The sequence below is a fragment of the Rhizobium sp. BT04 genome, assembly GCF_030053135.1.
In the GTDB taxonomy this organism is placed as follows: Bacteria; Pseudomonadota; Alphaproteobacteria; order Rhizobiales; family Rhizobiaceae; genus Rhizobium; species Rhizobium binxianense.
This window is the reverse complement of sequence record NZ_CP125652.1, coordinates 1553333-1566293: the sequence shown is the minus strand read 5'-3', so window position 1 is coordinate 1566293 and position 12961 is coordinate 1553333. Positions and strand designations below refer to the sequence as shown.

The 12961-nt window shown below is 61.2% G+C and carries 17 protein-coding genes and 1 tRNA gene; 10 read left to right on the top strand and 8 right to left on the bottom strand.

What is annotated here, in order from left to right:
- Window positions 1-45 precede the first annotated feature (45 nt).
- The gene (locus tag QMO82_RS16270; protein WP_183608358.1) at window positions 46-357 is read left to right on the top strand and encodes a hypothetical protein; all 312 of its coding nucleotides are present in this window, start codon (window positions 46-48) and stop codon (window positions 355-357) included.
- A gap of 567 nt (window positions 358-924) precedes the next feature.
- On the opposite strand, the gene QMO82_RS16265 is transcribed toward QMO82_RS16270, so the two are convergent.
- Window positions 925-1000 (bottom strand) — tRNA-Ile (locus QMO82_RS16265).
- A gap of 200 nt (window positions 1001-1200) precedes the next feature.
- On the opposite strand from QMO82_RS16265, the gene QMO82_RS16260 reads away from it, so the two are divergent.
- On the top strand, window positions 1201-1569 hold the full coding sequence (locus tag QMO82_RS16260; RefSeq protein ID WP_097620356.1) for a response regulator: 369 nt from the start codon (window positions 1201-1203) through the stop codon (window positions 1567-1569).
- 120 nt (window positions 1570-1689) lie between these two features.
- Here the strand turns inward: QMO82_RS16260 and QMO82_RS16255 are convergent, their stop codons facing one another.
- The 3 genes from QMO82_RS16255 to QMO82_RS16245 all read right to left on the bottom strand — a co-directional run bounded on the left by QMO82_RS16255 (window position 1690) and on the right by QMO82_RS16245 (window position 3486).
- Window positions 1690-1881, bottom strand: coding sequence for a hypothetical protein (locus tag QMO82_RS16255; RefSeq protein WP_097620357.1), 192 nt, complete (start codon window positions 1879-1881; stop codon window positions 1690-1692).
- The gene (locus QMO82_RS16250; protein ID WP_183608118.1) at window positions 1878-2543 is read right to left on the bottom strand and encodes an acyl-homoserine-lactone synthase; all 666 of its coding nucleotides are present in this window, start codon (window positions 2541-2543) and stop codon (window positions 1878-1880) included. Before QMO82_RS16250 ends, QMO82_RS16255 begins: the two co-directional genes overlap by 4 nt.
- Before the next feature lie 217 nt (window positions 2544-2760).
- Window positions 2761-3486, bottom strand: a complete 726-nt coding sequence (locus QMO82_RS16245; protein WP_183608359.1) for a LuxR family transcriptional regulator — start codon at window positions 3484-3486, stop codon at window positions 2761-2763.
- Window positions 3487-3609: 123 nt separating this feature from the next.
- Between QMO82_RS16245 and QMO82_RS16240 the strand changes: the two genes are divergently transcribed.
- Complete coding sequence (locus QMO82_RS16240) at window positions 3610-3804, top strand: hypothetical protein (RefSeq protein WP_183608119.1); 195 nt, start codon at window positions 3610-3612, stop codon at window positions 3802-3804.
- Window positions 3805-4389: 585 nt separating this feature from the next.
- Here QMO82_RS16240 and QMO82_RS16235 read toward each other — a convergent pair.
- From QMO82_RS16235 to QMO82_RS16225, 3 genes are all read right to left on the bottom strand, one after another.
- Window positions 4390-4686: a GIY-YIG nuclease family protein gene (locus QMO82_RS16235; RefSeq protein ID WP_183608120.1), complete on the bottom strand. Its 297-nt coding sequence runs from the start codon at window positions 4684-4686 to the stop codon at window positions 4390-4392.
- A 283-nt stretch (window positions 4687-4969) separates the two neighbouring features.
- Window positions 4970-5209: a DUF2934 domain-containing protein gene (locus tag QMO82_RS16230; protein WP_183608121.1), complete on the bottom strand. Its 240-nt coding sequence runs from the start codon at window positions 5207-5209 to the stop codon at window positions 4970-4972.
- Window positions 5210-5234: 25 nt separating this feature from the next.
- The gene (locus tag QMO82_RS16225) at window positions 5235-5441 is read right to left on the bottom strand and encodes a hypothetical protein (protein WP_097620833.1); all 207 of its coding nucleotides are present in this window, start codon (window positions 5439-5441) and stop codon (window positions 5235-5237) included.
- A gap of 357 nt (window positions 5442-5798) precedes the next feature.
- On the opposite strand from QMO82_RS16225, the gene QMO82_RS16220 reads away from it, so the two are divergent.
- Complete coding sequence (locus QMO82_RS16220) at window positions 5799-6182, top strand: hypothetical protein (protein WP_097620834.1); 384 nt, start codon at window positions 5799-5801, stop codon at window positions 6180-6182.
- 123 nt (window positions 6183-6305) lie between these two features.
- A complete protein-coding gene (locus QMO82_RS16215; protein ID WP_183608122.1) occupies window positions 6306-6719 on the top strand; it encodes a DUF4174 domain-containing protein in 414 nt (137 codons plus the stop codon).
- A 64-nt stretch (window positions 6720-6783) separates the two neighbouring features.
- Here QMO82_RS16215 and QMO82_RS16210 read toward each other — a convergent pair whose 3' ends face one another.
- Window positions 6784-7494 (bottom strand): GntR family transcriptional regulator, encoded by a 711-nt coding sequence (locus tag QMO82_RS16210; protein ID WP_183608123.1) that lies wholly within the window; start codon window positions 7492-7494, stop codon window positions 6784-6786.
- Window positions 7495-7761: 267 nt separating this feature from the next.
- Here QMO82_RS16210 and QMO82_RS16205 point away from each other — a divergent pair, with 267 nt between their 5' ends.
- The 5 genes from QMO82_RS16205 to QMO82_RS16185 all read left to right on the top strand — a co-directional run bounded on the left by QMO82_RS16205 (window position 7762) and on the right by QMO82_RS16185 (window position 12960).
- Window positions 7762-8850 carry an ABC transporter ATP-binding protein gene (locus QMO82_RS16205; RefSeq protein ID WP_183608124.1) on the top strand — a complete coding sequence of 363 codons (1089 nt, stop codon included), beginning with the start codon at window positions 7762-7764 and terminating at the stop codon, window positions 8848-8850.
- A gap of 53 nt (window positions 8851-8903) precedes the next feature.
- Window positions 8904-10202: a PotD/PotF family extracellular solute-binding protein gene (locus tag QMO82_RS16200; RefSeq protein ID WP_183608125.1), complete on the top strand. Its 1299-nt coding sequence runs from the start codon at window positions 8904-8906 to the stop codon at window positions 10200-10202.
- A 275-nt stretch (window positions 10203-10477) separates the two neighbouring features.
- Window positions 10478-11392: an ABC transporter permease gene (locus QMO82_RS16195; protein WP_183608126.1), complete on the top strand. Its 915-nt coding sequence runs from the start codon at window positions 10478-10480 to the stop codon at window positions 11390-11392.
- Between the two features lies 1 nt (window position 11393).
- Window positions 11394-12215, top strand: coding sequence for an ABC transporter permease (locus QMO82_RS16190; protein WP_183608127.1), 822 nt, complete (start codon window positions 11394-11396; stop codon window positions 12213-12215).
- Window position 12216: 1 nt separating this feature from the next.
- Window positions 12217-12960 (top strand): aspartate/glutamate racemase family protein, encoded by a 744-nt coding sequence (locus tag QMO82_RS16185; protein ID WP_183608128.1) that lies wholly within the window; start codon window positions 12217-12219, stop codon window positions 12958-12960.
- Window position 12961 lies beyond the last annotated feature (1 nt).

Below are 12961 nucleotides of genomic sequence, written 5' to 3'. Positions count from 1 at the left end.
AATGCCTGTTAACCCAGACTCACAGCCTGAAAGGATGCGCCGATGATGAAGATGCTTTTTTCGTCACTCGCAGCCATAGTGTTGGCTGCATCTTTCGCTCTGCCGCTGAACGCCACACCGATCGTGGTGCCGAACGCAGTACATGTGCGCACCGGCGACGTCGAGCAGGTCAAACACCGGAAACATCATAAATGGCACGCGAATCGCCACTGGGAACGGCGACACGCCTACCGCGACTGCAGGTATTACGGCTCGTGCTACCGTCAGCGGTATTACGGCCATCGCGACTATTACGGCTACCGCGACGATTACCCCTATCGCCGTCGGTCAGGTGTGACCGTGTACTTTGATTTTTAGTCGGCATTGCCGCGGACACCAACCCTAGCGCCAGCGCGCCGTCGGCATCACCGGCCGGCGGCTTTTCCGCCCTTCGCCGTTGTCGTAAAGAGTGCCGATGAACAGCACCTTCATCCATCCCCGAAAGAAACGCGTGCGCCATCGGGGCGCACCGGCTTCGTTCGGAGATGGACATGCATCACAAGAGAAAGCGCCCGCGGAAAGCCGCCTGCGGGCTGTGCAAGCCGCATGAAACTAGTGGCAATTGCCCGCGGCATAAAAACATGCAGGTGGGCAACCTGCGGCGCTACCTGTCGGGATCCGACCAGCTCCACTGCGAGGAGATCAAGATGTCGAGCAGGGATGGGAGCTATCAGCAGTAGTCAGCGATTTTTGGATGGACGACGACTCAACAGGCAGACTGTACACCCGCGCGGCTCGTCGTACGAAATTGGCGGGCGCGAGCGCAAAGCTGCTTCTGTCGGATCGAAACGAGACCAAAAGTATCCCGCTTGGCGGTTCAAGTTTTGAAAAGTGGGACCTAGAATACAAAGATCAGCAGGAAAAACAGGAGCCTGCAGAAAACGTTGGTGGGCCCGGAGGGACTCGAACCCCCAACCAAGCGGTTATGAGCCGCCGGCTCTAACCATTGAGCTACAGGCCCTTGGTGCCGGAGGCCGGCACCTGGATGCCGGGGCAATGGTTCCCACAGCATCGGTTCGCTCTAGCCCAAATTGCAGGGAGCCACAAGCGGGCAGGGCAAGATCTGTGGATGAGGCCGATTTCGCGGGCAAAAGCACTGGAACCTTCCAGAGCGGAAGACACTTATTCGAATCATATCCCGCATGAAAAGGTCGATTGCTGATGGTGGCTCTGAACAGTGCCGTGGTGCTCATCGTGGAGGACGAACCGGTGATCCGGTTCAATGTGCTCGATGTGCTGGAGGATGTCGGCCATGTGGCGCTGGAGGCGGCGAATGCCGATGAGGCGCTGGTGGTGCTGAAGGGCCGGCAGGATGTCGATATTCTGTTCACCGACGTCAACATGGCCGGTTCGATGGACGGTCTCCAACTTGCCAAGCGGGTGCGGGCGATGCGGCCGAACATCGGCATCATCATCACATCGGGCATGGTGCGGCTCGACCCCATGGCGCTGCCCGCCAATGCCGCCTTCCTGCCGAAGCCCTATATGCACGACGCACTGATCTCGACGATCGATTCCCTGATGACGTGACTGGATTGCCTGATGACATGACAGGGGCGCGCAGCCGCAAAACGGGGACTGGTTTTGCGGCTGCGCGCGAGGCGCCGGGAGACATGCTCGTCTTCGGGTGCAGCGGAGGGGGTCGCGCCCTCAGCCGAAGCTGCTCTTCAGCGCCTCGTTCTCGTGATGAGCCTTCTTTTCGTAGATCGTGAACAGCGCCATCGAGAGGAGATAGGAGAGGAAGGGATCGCCTATTTGCGTGGCGATGTCGCGGGATGCGAGAACATGGCGCTCCAGCATGCCGATGTCTTTCTGCGTAGCGGTTTCAACGATGCGTTTCATGCTGCCATCTCCAGGAATTGCGTCACGACCGAACGAGCCGGCACGTGTCTGATATAAAGGGGTAGGGTCAGGCCGAGGGCGGCGCGCATCTTGCGCAGCACGCGGTCCGACACTTCGAAGGCGCCGCAGCAGACGGGATACTTGCCGTAGCCGTCTGCGCGGCCGAGTTCTTCCACTTCGGCGCCCGCACGTTTGTAGACGCGCTTGAGATAGGGCTCGTAGTTGGAAATCATCGTATGGATGCCGTGATCGAGCGCGCATTCGCAAAGCGCAAGCAGCATCATCGAGAAGGCGCGGCCGGCATCGATATTGGGGAAATCAGTGGCGATCGCCTCCTCGTCGATGCACATGCGCGTGCCCTCCCAGATGCCGGGGGCGATGAGATCGGCGGCATCGGGGAACGTCTCGCGGAAGACGTCGTAGAGAAGGGTCGGGCCGGTGGTCGGCATCAGGCGCATGCCGCCGTAAAGGCGGGTGCGGCTGTCGTTGCACCAGACGAGATAGGCGGGAGCCAGCGAATCGTAGCTGTCGCGTTCGTAAGGGCCGACGACGGGAACGTCCCAGCCGAGCGTATCGGCGAACACCTTCTTGCGCAGGCGAAACATCTGATCGAGTACGGCAGCGTATTTCTGATACTCATGTGCCTGAATGATAACGAACATTTTGCCCTCCAGCGTTTGCAAGTCCGTGGAAAGCAGAATGGTTCAGGCAGGCCGGATCGGAAATTCCCTCAGATGGGCCCCCTCAAATGAGGGGATTAGCCCAAAAGTATGATGAGTCGAGTCAGGTGCAACCGCGGCGCGGCAAGGACCCGACGCTCCGGCTTTGTTAATCGAGGCATCGTGCTTTCCGAAAACTGATTTGATTTTCGGGCCGATGCTAGGGATTGATGATGCGCAATTGCACGGCCCGCGAGGCGGCGGCCGAGATCGTGGCGCAGCCGAGCTTGAAGCGGGCGGTCTTCAGGTAATCGCGCGTGGTGTGCTCGGATATGCCCAATATGACCGAGATATCCTTGTAATCCTTGCCGAGCGCCGTCCAGTGCAGACACTCGATTTCGCGGGGCGACAATGCCGGCACCGGATCGTTCTCGCCGTGCAGCTCATAGACGGCCTTGCGATGAATCAGATGGGCGATCTCGATCCATTCGTTGCGGCAGCGGCGGACGAGCTCGGCCCATTCGTCGGTCGGTAAGCGGGCATTCACCGATAGAAGCGCGCGGCGCTGCGCCTTGTCGGCGACGGGAATGGAGTAGCCGTTGCCGCCGATGCCGTGCTTCTGGGCGTCGACCAGCATGGCATAGGCCTCCGGCGTCGGCTCGACCTCGCTCCAGTCGAAGGGCAGCTGGCGTTCGAAGCCCTGCTTGACGATCGGGTCGACCTTCACATAACTGTTCAGGAGATAGCGGGAGACCCAGGCATCCGGATAGGTGGTGCGCACGAAGGGCGAATCGATCTTGCTCGCGATCGTCTGGGCGAGATGGTACGTGACGAAATCGAGGCCATATTCAGCCTGGAGAATGCGGATGGCGGCATCCACATTGACCGCGGCCTTGATCTGTTCGAATGCGGGTTCGAACTTTTCGCTATAGGTATTCTCGATCATTTCCACTGCCCCATTCCCTCAATCCTACCGTGAGGACCGTCACAAATACAAGGCATCCCCACATATGCGGGGAATGACAATCCGGGCTTCGTCTGCTAGCGCCTATCCACGAGGAGACCTCATATGGACAGCAAGAGACCATTCGAGATTGCCGAATGCCAACAGGCCGCCAAGGGCCTGAAATCCAGTTGGCAGGACATGGCGGGCTCCGAAGCGCTGATCCGCGCCCTCGTTGCCGAACGCAACGGCGACACCCCGCTGGCGCTGTTCTGGACCGAGGTCCACCGGGCGCTTTGCAAGGAACACAACGTCTTCTGACATGGCCCGCCCCCGCGGGTTTCTGGCTTTTCCCCGATATAAACAGGATCGACCGGGCCCCGGAATCGACGCCGCGGCGCCCCTGGCGGCGCGTGAATCGGTGCTCGCGAACGAACACGTTTCAGTCTCATCCGTTTCCGATTTTGCACAGAGAGTGTCGAGCGGCAATGTCGCGGGCGGGTGGACGCGAAGCACTTATCCAATGTTTTATGCAGATATGCTTGATGAAGCGTCTCCAGCGGGAGCAGGGACGTTGGCGGAGACGGTTTCACTGTGCCATTGCTGCCAGGCGGCAGGGGCCATCACCCGCCCCCGTCCTTCGAGGCTCCGGCCTGTGGCCTGCGCGCCTCAGGATGAGGGCTGATTGTGGTGCCTGCCGCCTGGGATAACTTGCGAGCTTCCCGTTGAGCCGGGCTGCCACCTCTTTCCAGCCTCATCCTGAGGTGCCCCGTAAGGGGCCTCGAAGGACGGGGCTGGCCGCTGCGCTCCGCTTTCGGTGACGCAAGCCGCGCCCTCTCTCCGCCCTCATCCTGAGGCGCCCCGCAGGGGCCTCGAAGGACGAGGCCGGCCACCGATCACACGCGCTCACTTGGCCTCGATCGGCCCGCGTTTCGACAAATCAGGCAAAGCTCCATAATCCATGGCGATCAACGCCTCCTTCTTGCGGCGCGACCAACCCTTGATCTGGCGCTCGCGGGCGATGGCGTCGATAATGCGGTCGTAGGTTTCGGTAAAGACGAGTTCGACGGGGCGGCGCTTGGTGGTGTAGCCGTCATAGGTGCCGGCATTGTGCTCCCAGACACGCGCCTCGACCTCCTGCTTGGTCAGCCCGGTATAATAAGAGCCGTCGCTGCAGCGGAGGATATAGACGGTAACGTCCAAGATGGGAGACTACCATGCGGAGTGAATGGGCAGCAATCGGGCGGCGTTGGAATGCTCCAGCCACCGCCCCCGTTAGGCTCCGGCCTTCGGTCTGAGCGCCTCAGGACGAGGGCTAGTTGTGGTACCGCGTGGCTGATGGGCGATCAGTGTGCTGTGAGGCAAGCGGCGCCCTCTCCCGCCCTCATCCTGTGGTGCCCCGCAGGGGCCTCGAAGGACGAGGCCGGCCACCGGAGTTTCCTCCGGCAACGGGCTCATCGATATTCCGTGAATTGCCGAGATGGGCTCAGCCGACCTTTGTCGAAGGGTTGACCCAGCCGTCGCGCGGCACCTCGGGCCGTTGCGCCTTCGGGCGAAACTTCACCAGCACCTCGCGCCCATCGGAAGAGGCCCGCGTTCGCTCCAGTTCATCGCGCTCGGCAACGGCCTGGCGCCAGTGTTCATCATCACGGCCGTGCGGGCGGCCCTGTTCTTCCCAGATCGCGTAAGCTCTTTTGCTGATCCATTCGTGACGTCGGCTGCTCATCTATCCAGTCCATTCTCTAAAAGCGTTATTCGGCAATTTTGTCCTGCAAAACCGGCGAACGGCGCTTGGCCGCCATGAGCAGGTCGAGCTCGATCGAAGAGGGCCCAAACCGGGTGAAGAGGCTCTCCGCCTGTTCCCCTCCCAGGCCATATTTGGAGGCGAATTCGTCAAGGCTATAGGGGCGGCCGCGCAGAATTCTGCTTCGGCGCTCCGGCTCACGGATTTGCGTCATTGGATTACCCCAGACTGATTTGCGAATTGTGAGAACAAAACAAATTACAGCGGCAAAAGTTCCGTGAATTTCCTGGGTTTTTTCCTCCGATCGTGCCGTTCGAAGGCATCTGGATCCGGCGGCATGGATTTTCCAGAACGGTGATCGATGAGAAAATTTCGACTAAAACATGCAAGAATATCAGCGTGTTATGGAATTAGCTTCCAAGATGGCCGATAAATGGGCTTTACCCCGGCGCGTTACTCTATAGAATCAATAGTGTTAATCGGTTCGCAGGGGCAGCAAATCGCTCGTTCCCCGCGTTGGCGCGACCGATACCGGAGGACTTTGGCTTCAACCCATCAAGAGGAGACAGACATGATGAATGCCCTGCCGCCACTTCATGACGGCCACGCGCCGTTTAACCTCCAGCAGCTGTTTCGCGAAGCGCTTTACGCCTTCGAGGAATGGGACAGCGAATTGACCGAGCCGATCGTCACGCACGAAGGACGGGTCATCCCCATCAGCTTCGTTTTCGAAGCCATGCGTACGTGCACCGACATCGTGCCGATGAATATCGTCGGCGCGGTCACCGAACGGCTGACCAAGCCGTGGGAAGGCGAAGGCCCGCTCGACCAGATGACTTTCTCGACGGCGGCGCGCGTCATGCGCGTGCTGGTGCGCAAGCGCCTTCTTGCCAACGGCACGGCCGATCTCGTCGCTGTTTCGGCCCACGCGGCCGAAGACCAGAGCCGCGACTGACAAAGTGAGGATCGCGGCCATGGCTGCGATCCTTTTCCGCTTGCCGGCGGAACCTCGCTCATTCCCAGCCGTTTAATTCGGCATGCACAGCCCGCCGCCAGAGACGGGCGAGGAATGAATGCCATGCTGAAATCCATCGTTCATGAACTCATCGGCACGCCCAGGCGCGAGCCTGAGCTTCCGCAATCGCTTGAGCAGTTCCGCGACAGGAAGCGGGTGCTGATCATCTTCGCCGACGCGCAGGACGACCGCGCCGACATTCAGGACGAATGGCTGCGCAAGGCGCATATGCGCCTCATCGAGGAGGACGTCGAGGTGTTCAGCATCGCCGGCGGCGGCGCGTTTGCGCTGTTCGACGACGACTGGGACCTCGATGCCGATGATATCCGGGAGCGGCTCCAAGGGCCGCCGTCCGGCGAATTCGGGCTGATCCTGATCGGGCGTGACGGACGGGTGAAGCTGCGCTCCAGCGAGCCGATGAGTGCGGAGGACATCTTCGCGGCCTTCGAGGTGCTGCCGAAGAAGACGCCGTGGTAATATTTGGGATGTCCGTTGAATCGATAGGGCGGGCAGCGAAGGCGGCACCCGCCCTTTTTCAGCTTTAAAGTTCGAAGGCTTCCTTGAGGCCGAGGCTCTTGCGTTCACGCAGGTCGAGGTCGGCCTCGATATGGGCGATGTGATGCAGCATCAGCCGGCAGGCGCGGTCGAGTTCGTCATTTTCGATCGCCGCAATGATGTCGCCGTGTTCGGAATGGCCGCAGCTCGATACGGTCGACTGGCCGTAGAGCGCGATCACCAACGACGAGCGGGCGACGAGCTCTTCCATGAAGCGCTGCATGATCGCATTGCCGGAGATTTCCGCCAGCCTCAGATGGAAATCGCCTGATGCCTTGATCTCGGCGCGCCGTGCCGTCTGGCCGCGCTCGCTCATCAGGCGGCCTTCTTCCAGCAGAAGCTGTTTCAGCTGGCTGATGTCACCGGGTGTCATTCGTGCCGCCGCCTCGCGCAATATGCCAGGTTCGACCAGGCGGCGGGCGGCAAAGATCTGCCGGGCCTCATCGGGCGAGGGGTAGGCGACGAAGGCCCCGCGGTTCTTTTCGACGCTGACGAGGCCTTCATAGGAGAGCGCCTGCAGTGCGGCGCGGGCTAGCGTGCGGCTGACGTTGAAGAGGTTGCCGACATCGTTTTCCGAAAGTTTGGTGCCCGGCGAAAGCCTGCGCTCGACGATTGCCTCGCGAATGGAATCACGGATCAGTTGTGCGCTGGTTTCGGCGGAGTCTTCGGCCTGCGTGGCCTTGGCAACGGATTTCATGAAAATCAATTTCCTGGTGATCGGCAAACCATATCCGGCTTCCCCGAAAAAGTTAAACGGAATTTGTGCTCGAAGCAGCGCGTAAATTGTATACGATCATTTGCATTAATCGCAGACAATAGCCTAAATCATGTGCAGACATCATTGCGCCTATAATTTGCCCACTCGCATCTCTAGCCGTGGACATCCCAGATTCATAAGGGTTTTGGCTCCGCCGCGGAGTTGGCACGGCAGATGCATCGTTTTGTCCGAACAGGGGAAGGCATGATGTCGAAAGCGGCAGAGATCGATATAGTATCCGTTTCGAAGGTCTATGGGGCGACGACCGCGGTCCAGGCGATCAGCTTGAAGATTCCGGCCGGCTCCTATTGCTGCTTCCTCGGGCCGTCGGGCTGCGGCAAGACCTCGACGCTGCGCATGATTGCCGGCCACGAAAGCATCTCGTCGGGCGATATCAGGCTCGGCAATGTCGTCGTCACCGATTTTCCGCCGGCCAGGCGCGGCACGGCGATGATGTTTCAGTCCTATGCGCTGTTCCCGCATCTCGATCTGATCGATAACGTCGCCTTCAGCCTGAAGATGAAAGGCGTCGACAAGGCCGAGCGGCGGGCCAAGGCGCTCGAGATGCTGAAGCTGATGCAGATGGAGCCTTATGCCGACAGGCGCCCGGCCCAGCTTTCCGGCGGCCAGCAGCAGCGTGTGGCGCTGGCGCGCGCGCTGATCACCGATCCGGAGGCGCTGCTGCTCGACGAGCCGCTGTCGGCGCTCGATCCGTTCCTGAAGATCCGCATGCGCGCCGAACTAAAGAAACTACAGAAGTCGCTCGGCATCACCTTCGTGCATGTCACCCACAGCCAGGAAGAGGCGATGGCGCTTGCCGATATCATCGTCATCATGAATGACGGCCGGATCGAGCAGGCGGCAGCCCCGCGCGAGGTCTTCGAGAAGCCGGCAACCGCCTTTGTCGCCCGCTTCATGGGCGATCACAACGTGCTGTCAGGCCGGGTGACCTCAAGCGAGAACGGCGTGCTCGTCATGACGGTGCCGGAGGGGCAGAGCTTTTCCGTGCGCGGGACGGGCAGGGCGGTCGGCGAGCCCGTCGATATCGGCATCCGCACCGACCGGGTGCGGCTGCAGGTGGCAACCGAATGGACGCTCGGCTTCGATGGCGTCGTCTCCAACATCGAATATCGCGGCTCCTCCGTGAAGATCACCGTTCTCGGCGCCGGCAGCGACGACTTCACGGTCATCGCCGACGACAGCGACTATTTCGCTCGGCCGGTTGCCGTCGGCGACACCGTTTCGCTCAGCTGGGCGCCTGAAGATGCAGTGCTTCTCGGCCGACCTTCCGCATAGACCATCACCATCAAGAACCATGAACCTTCCATATCAAGAAAAGGGGAACTGACATGACGACTGAGACAACATCGACCAAGGCGGAGAAGGGTCTCTCCCGCCGCACGCTGCTGAAGACGGGTGCTGCCGCCGTCGGCGCCATCGCCGGCTCCGGCGCCATCACCGGCTTTCCCACCATCTGGGCGAAGACCAACATCACGCTTCGCCAGTTCGGCACCGGCGTCTCCAACATCAATGCCATTGCCGAGAAGTGCAAAGCCGATCTCGGCATCACGCTGGAGATGACGGCGACCGATTCCGACGCCGCCGCCCAGCGCGCCGTCACCCAGCCCGACAGCTACGACATTGCCGACATCGAATACTGGATCGCCAAGAAGGTGTTTCCAACAGGCGCGCTGCAGCCGATGGACGTCAAGAAGCTGAAATATTACGACAAGATCGTGCCGCTGTTCATCAACGGCAAGCTGAAGGCAGATAGCGTGATTGCCCAGGGCACGGCGCCGCACACGGTCGGCTTCGTTGAGGCGCAAGGTTCCAAGAAGTTCGCCAAGGAGCCGACGCAGTGGATGACGATGGTTCCCACCATCTACAATGCCGATACGCTCGGCATCCGCCCCGACCTCACCGGCCGTCCGATCACCAGCTGGGCCGATATTCTCGATCCGGCTTTCAAGGGCAAGACCGCGATCCTCAACATCCCGTCGATCGGCATCATGGATGCGGCGATGATCATGGAAGCCGCCGGCAAGATCAAATATGCCGACAAGGGCAACATGACGAAGGACGAAATCGACAAGACGATCGACTTCCTGATCAAGACCAAGGGCGACGGCCAGTTCCGCGCTTTCTGGAAGAGCTTCGACGAAAGCGTCAACCTGATGGCCTCGGGCGAAGTCGTCATCCAGTCCATGTGGTCGCCGGCTGTCGCCGCCGTTCGCTCCAAGGGCATCGCCTGCACCTTCCAGCCACTCAAGGAAGGCTACCGCGCCTGGGGCGGCGGCCTCGGCCTTGCCTCGCACCTCAAGGGCGCGCAGCTCGATGCGGCTTACGAATACATCAACTGGTACACGTCAGGCTGGGTCGGCGGCTACCTCAACCGCCAGGGCTACTATTCCGCCTGCATGGAGACCGCCAAGAACTTCATGACGGCAGACGAATGGGGCTACTGGATCGAAGGCAAGGCTGCGACCGGTGACATTCTGTCTCCTGAAGGCAAGGTCATGGAGAAGGCCGGTGCGGTCCGCGACGGCGGTTCCTTCGAAGCCCGCATGGGCGCGGTTGCCTGCTGGAACTCCGTCATGGACGAGGACCGCTACATGGTCCGCCGCTGGAACGAGTTCATCGCGGCCTAAGGCGACTGCCATTTTTCCCCTCCCTAACCCTCCCCACAAGGGGAGGGAGTCCGGAGGCGGTGCGGCAGTGAAACTCCCTCCCCCTCGTGGGGAGGGTTGGGGAGGGGACTTCTCAGTCTCGCTGCCTGAAAGCAAGGTTCGCGGTGGCCCAGGCGCCGCCGCGATTCTCTTCTCCCCAGCAGGGGGCCGAAGGACGGGGCGAGACCAGTGGCTCGACCCAGGCAAAGGTGCCGGCAGGCGTCCCGCCCGACGTAATCAGAACGGAGAAAGCGAATATGGCCACCATCGCGGCGGAAACGGAAGAGGACGGCCATGGCGCGCGCGGCGGGCGTGGACTGAGGCTTTCCCCATCCGCGATCTCCTATCTCCAGGCGACGCCGCTGTTCGTCATCCTCGGCTTCTTCTTCCTGCTGCCGATTGCGATGATATCAGTCGTCAGCTTCTGGGACTATGATTTCGCCGGTCTCTATCCCGATTTTCTCACCATGAACTACACCGATACGCTCGGTTCGTGGGTGACATGGAAGACCTATCTCAACACGCTGAAATTCACCGCCATCGTCTGGTCGCTGACGCTCGTCATCGGATTCTGGGTTGCCTATTTCCTGGCCTTCCACATCCGCAGGACCTCGACGCAGATGATCCTCTTCCTCGTCTGCACCGTGCCGTTCATGACCTCGAACATTATCCGCATGATCTCGTGGATCCCGGTGCTCGGTCGCAACGGCCTTGTCAATTCGGCGCTGATCAAGATGGGCATCATTCCGCAGCCGATCGAATGGCTGCTCTATTCCGATTTCGCCGTCGTGCTCGCCATGGTGCATCTCTATACGCTGTTCATGGTGACGCCGATCTTCAACACGCTGATGCGCATCGACCGGTCGCTGTTCGAGGCGGCGCGCGATGCCGGCGCCTCGGGCTGGCAGGTGCTGTGGAACGTGGTCATTCCGCTCGCCAAACCCGGCATGGCGATCGGTACGATCTTCGTGGTGACACTCGTGATGGCCGACTTTTCGACGGTGCAGGTGATGTCCGGCGGCCAGAGCGCCTCGGTGGCGCTGATGATGAAGAACCAGATGTCGCTGCTGCAATATCCGGCGGCTGCGGCCAACGCCGTGGTGCTGCTCGCCGTCGTGCTTTTGATGGTCGCGGCCATTCTGCGCGTCGTCGACATCCGCAAGGAGCTTTGAGATGAACCACGAAAAACGCGGCCTCGAATTCTACCTGCTGGCGATCTTCTTCTTCATCTTCGTGCTGTTCCTCTACGGCCCGCTTTCGGCGATCCTGATCCTGTCCTTCCAGGGGCCGGATGGCGGCCTGACCTTCCCGATGAACGGCGTTTCCACGCACTGGTTCTTCAACCTGTTCGAGAAGCAGGCGGTCGGCGATTTCGGCGCTTCCTTCCGTCGTTCCTTCACTCTCGGGCTGATGGTGATGGTGGTGACGGTCGTCGTTTCGCTGCTCGCCGGCCTTGCCTTCCGCCGCCGTTTCCCAGGTTCGACCGCGCTGTTCTACGCCACCGTCGCAAGCCTTGTCGTGCCGTCGATCATCATCTCGCTCGGGATCGGCGTCGTCTTCCAGGAGGGAGGGCTGAAGCCCGCCTGGTATTCGTCGGCCTTCGGCGCGCATCTCACCTGGACGCTGCCCTTCGGCGTGCTGATCATGTTTGCCGTCTTCAACCGCTTTTCGCCGGCCTATGAAGAGGCGGCGCGCGACCTCGGCGCCAGCTCCTGGCAGACGTTCCGCCATGTCGTGCTGCCGATGATCGCGCCGAGCCTGATCGGCGTCGGCCTGTTCGGTTTCACGCTTTCCTATGACGAATTCGCGCGCACATTGATGACATCGGGCAGCTACAATACGCTGCCGCTCGAAATCTACGGCATGACGACCAACGTGACGACGCCGGTGCTCTATGCCCTCGGCACGGTGACGACGCTGTTTTCGTTCACCATCATTCTCATCGCGCTCGGCATCATGACGATGCTCAGCCGGCGGCAGGCAAAGATCAACTGATATGCGCATTCTCATCGTCAATCCGAACACCACGGCCTCCATGACTGAGAAGGCCGCGACCGCCGCGCGCGCGGTGGCAGCCGCCGGCACGGAGATCATCGCCGCCACCTCGCGCATGGGGCCGGTTTCCATCGAGGGACATTACGACGGCGCGCTGGCGATCCCCGGTCTGCTCTCAGAACTCAGGGAGCGGCAGGCGGTGGGCTATGACGCGGCTGTTATCGCCTGCTTCGACGATACCGGGCTCGAGGCGGCACGAAGCTTTGCCGATGTGCCGATCCTCGGGCTTTGCGAATCCGCCGTGGTCACGGCGGGCTTCCTGGCGCAGCGCTTCACCGTGGTGACGACGCTGGAGCGGTCACGGGTGCTGATCGACAATCTCGTACGCCGCTACGGCATGGGTGAGCGCGCCAAGGTGCGCGCCTCCGACATCCCGGTGCTGGAGCTGGAAGATGCGGCCTCGGGCGCGATCGGCAAGCTCAGGGCCGAGATCGAGCGGGCGCTTTCAGAAGACGGCGCCGAGGCGATCGTGCTCGGCTGCGCCGGCATGACCGATCTGGCGCGCGAGTTGCAGGAGATCTATGGCGTGCCTGTTGTCGACGGCGTCGCGGCCGCCGTCAAGCAGGCGGAAGCGCTGGTATCGCTCGGGCTTTCCACCAGCAAGCGCGGCTCCTATGCCTCGCCGCTGCCGAAACCTTTTACCGGCGCGATGAACCCCTTCTCGCCGGCTGGGCAGCTCGGCTGAC

Excerpts from the sequence above, each read along its gene's own strand:
- QMO82_RS16270 (WP_183608358.1), top strand. The coding sequence starts at position 46 with ATGAAGATGCTTTTTTCGTCACTCGCAGCCATAGTGTTGGCTGCATCT.
- QMO82_RS16260 (WP_097620356.1), top strand. The coding sequence starts at position 1,201 with ATGGTGGCTCTGAACAGTGCCGTGGTGCTCATCGTGGAGGACGAACCG.
- QMO82_RS16255 (WP_097620357.1), bottom strand. The coding sequence starts at position 1,881 with ATGAAACGCATCGTTGAAACCGCTACGCAGAAAGACATCGGCATGCTG.
- QMO82_RS16250 (WP_183608118.1), bottom strand. The coding sequence starts at position 2,543 with ATGTTCGTTATCATTCAGGCACATGAGTATCAGAAATACGCTGCCGTA.
- QMO82_RS16245 (WP_183608359.1), bottom strand. The coding sequence starts at position 3,486 with ATGATCGAGAATACCTATAGCGAAAAGTTCGAACCCGCATTCGAACAG.
- QMO82_RS16240 (WP_183608119.1), top strand. The coding sequence starts at position 3,610 with ATGGACAGCAAGAGACCATTCGAGATTGCCGAATGCCAACAGGCCGCC.
- QMO82_RS16230 (WP_183608121.1), bottom strand. The coding sequence starts at position 5,209 with ATGAGCAGCCGACGTCACGAATGGATCAGCAAAAGAGCTTACGCGATC.
- QMO82_RS16225 (WP_097620833.1), bottom strand. The coding sequence starts at position 5,441 with ATGACGCAAATCCGTGAGCCGGAGCGCCGAAGCAGAATTCTGCGCGGC.
- QMO82_RS16220 (WP_097620834.1), top strand. The coding sequence starts at position 5,799 with ATGATGAATGCCCTGCCGCCACTTCATGACGGCCACGCGCCGTTTAAC.
- QMO82_RS16215 (WP_183608122.1), top strand. The coding sequence starts at position 6,306 with ATGCTGAAATCCATCGTTCATGAACTCATCGGCACGCCCAGGCGCGAG.
- QMO82_RS16210 (WP_183608123.1), bottom strand. The coding sequence starts at position 7,494 with ATGAAATCCGTTGCCAAGGCCACGCAGGCCGAAGACTCCGCCGAAACC.
- QMO82_RS16205 (WP_183608124.1), top strand. The coding sequence starts at position 7,762 with ATGTCGAAAGCGGCAGAGATCGATATAGTATCCGTTTCGAAGGTCTAT.
- QMO82_RS16200 (WP_183608125.1), top strand. The coding sequence starts at position 8,904 with ATGACGACTGAGACAACATCGACCAAGGCGGAGAAGGGTCTCTCCCGC.
- QMO82_RS16195 (WP_183608126.1), top strand. The coding sequence starts at position 10,478 with ATGGCCACCATCGCGGCGGAAACGGAAGAGGACGGCCATGGCGCGCGC.
- QMO82_RS16190 (WP_183608127.1), top strand. The coding sequence starts at position 11,394 with ATGAACCACGAAAAACGCGGCCTCGAATTCTACCTGCTGGCGATCTTC.
- QMO82_RS16185 (WP_183608128.1), top strand. The coding sequence starts at position 12,217 with ATGCGCATTCTCATCGTCAATCCGAACACCACGGCCTCCATGACTGAG.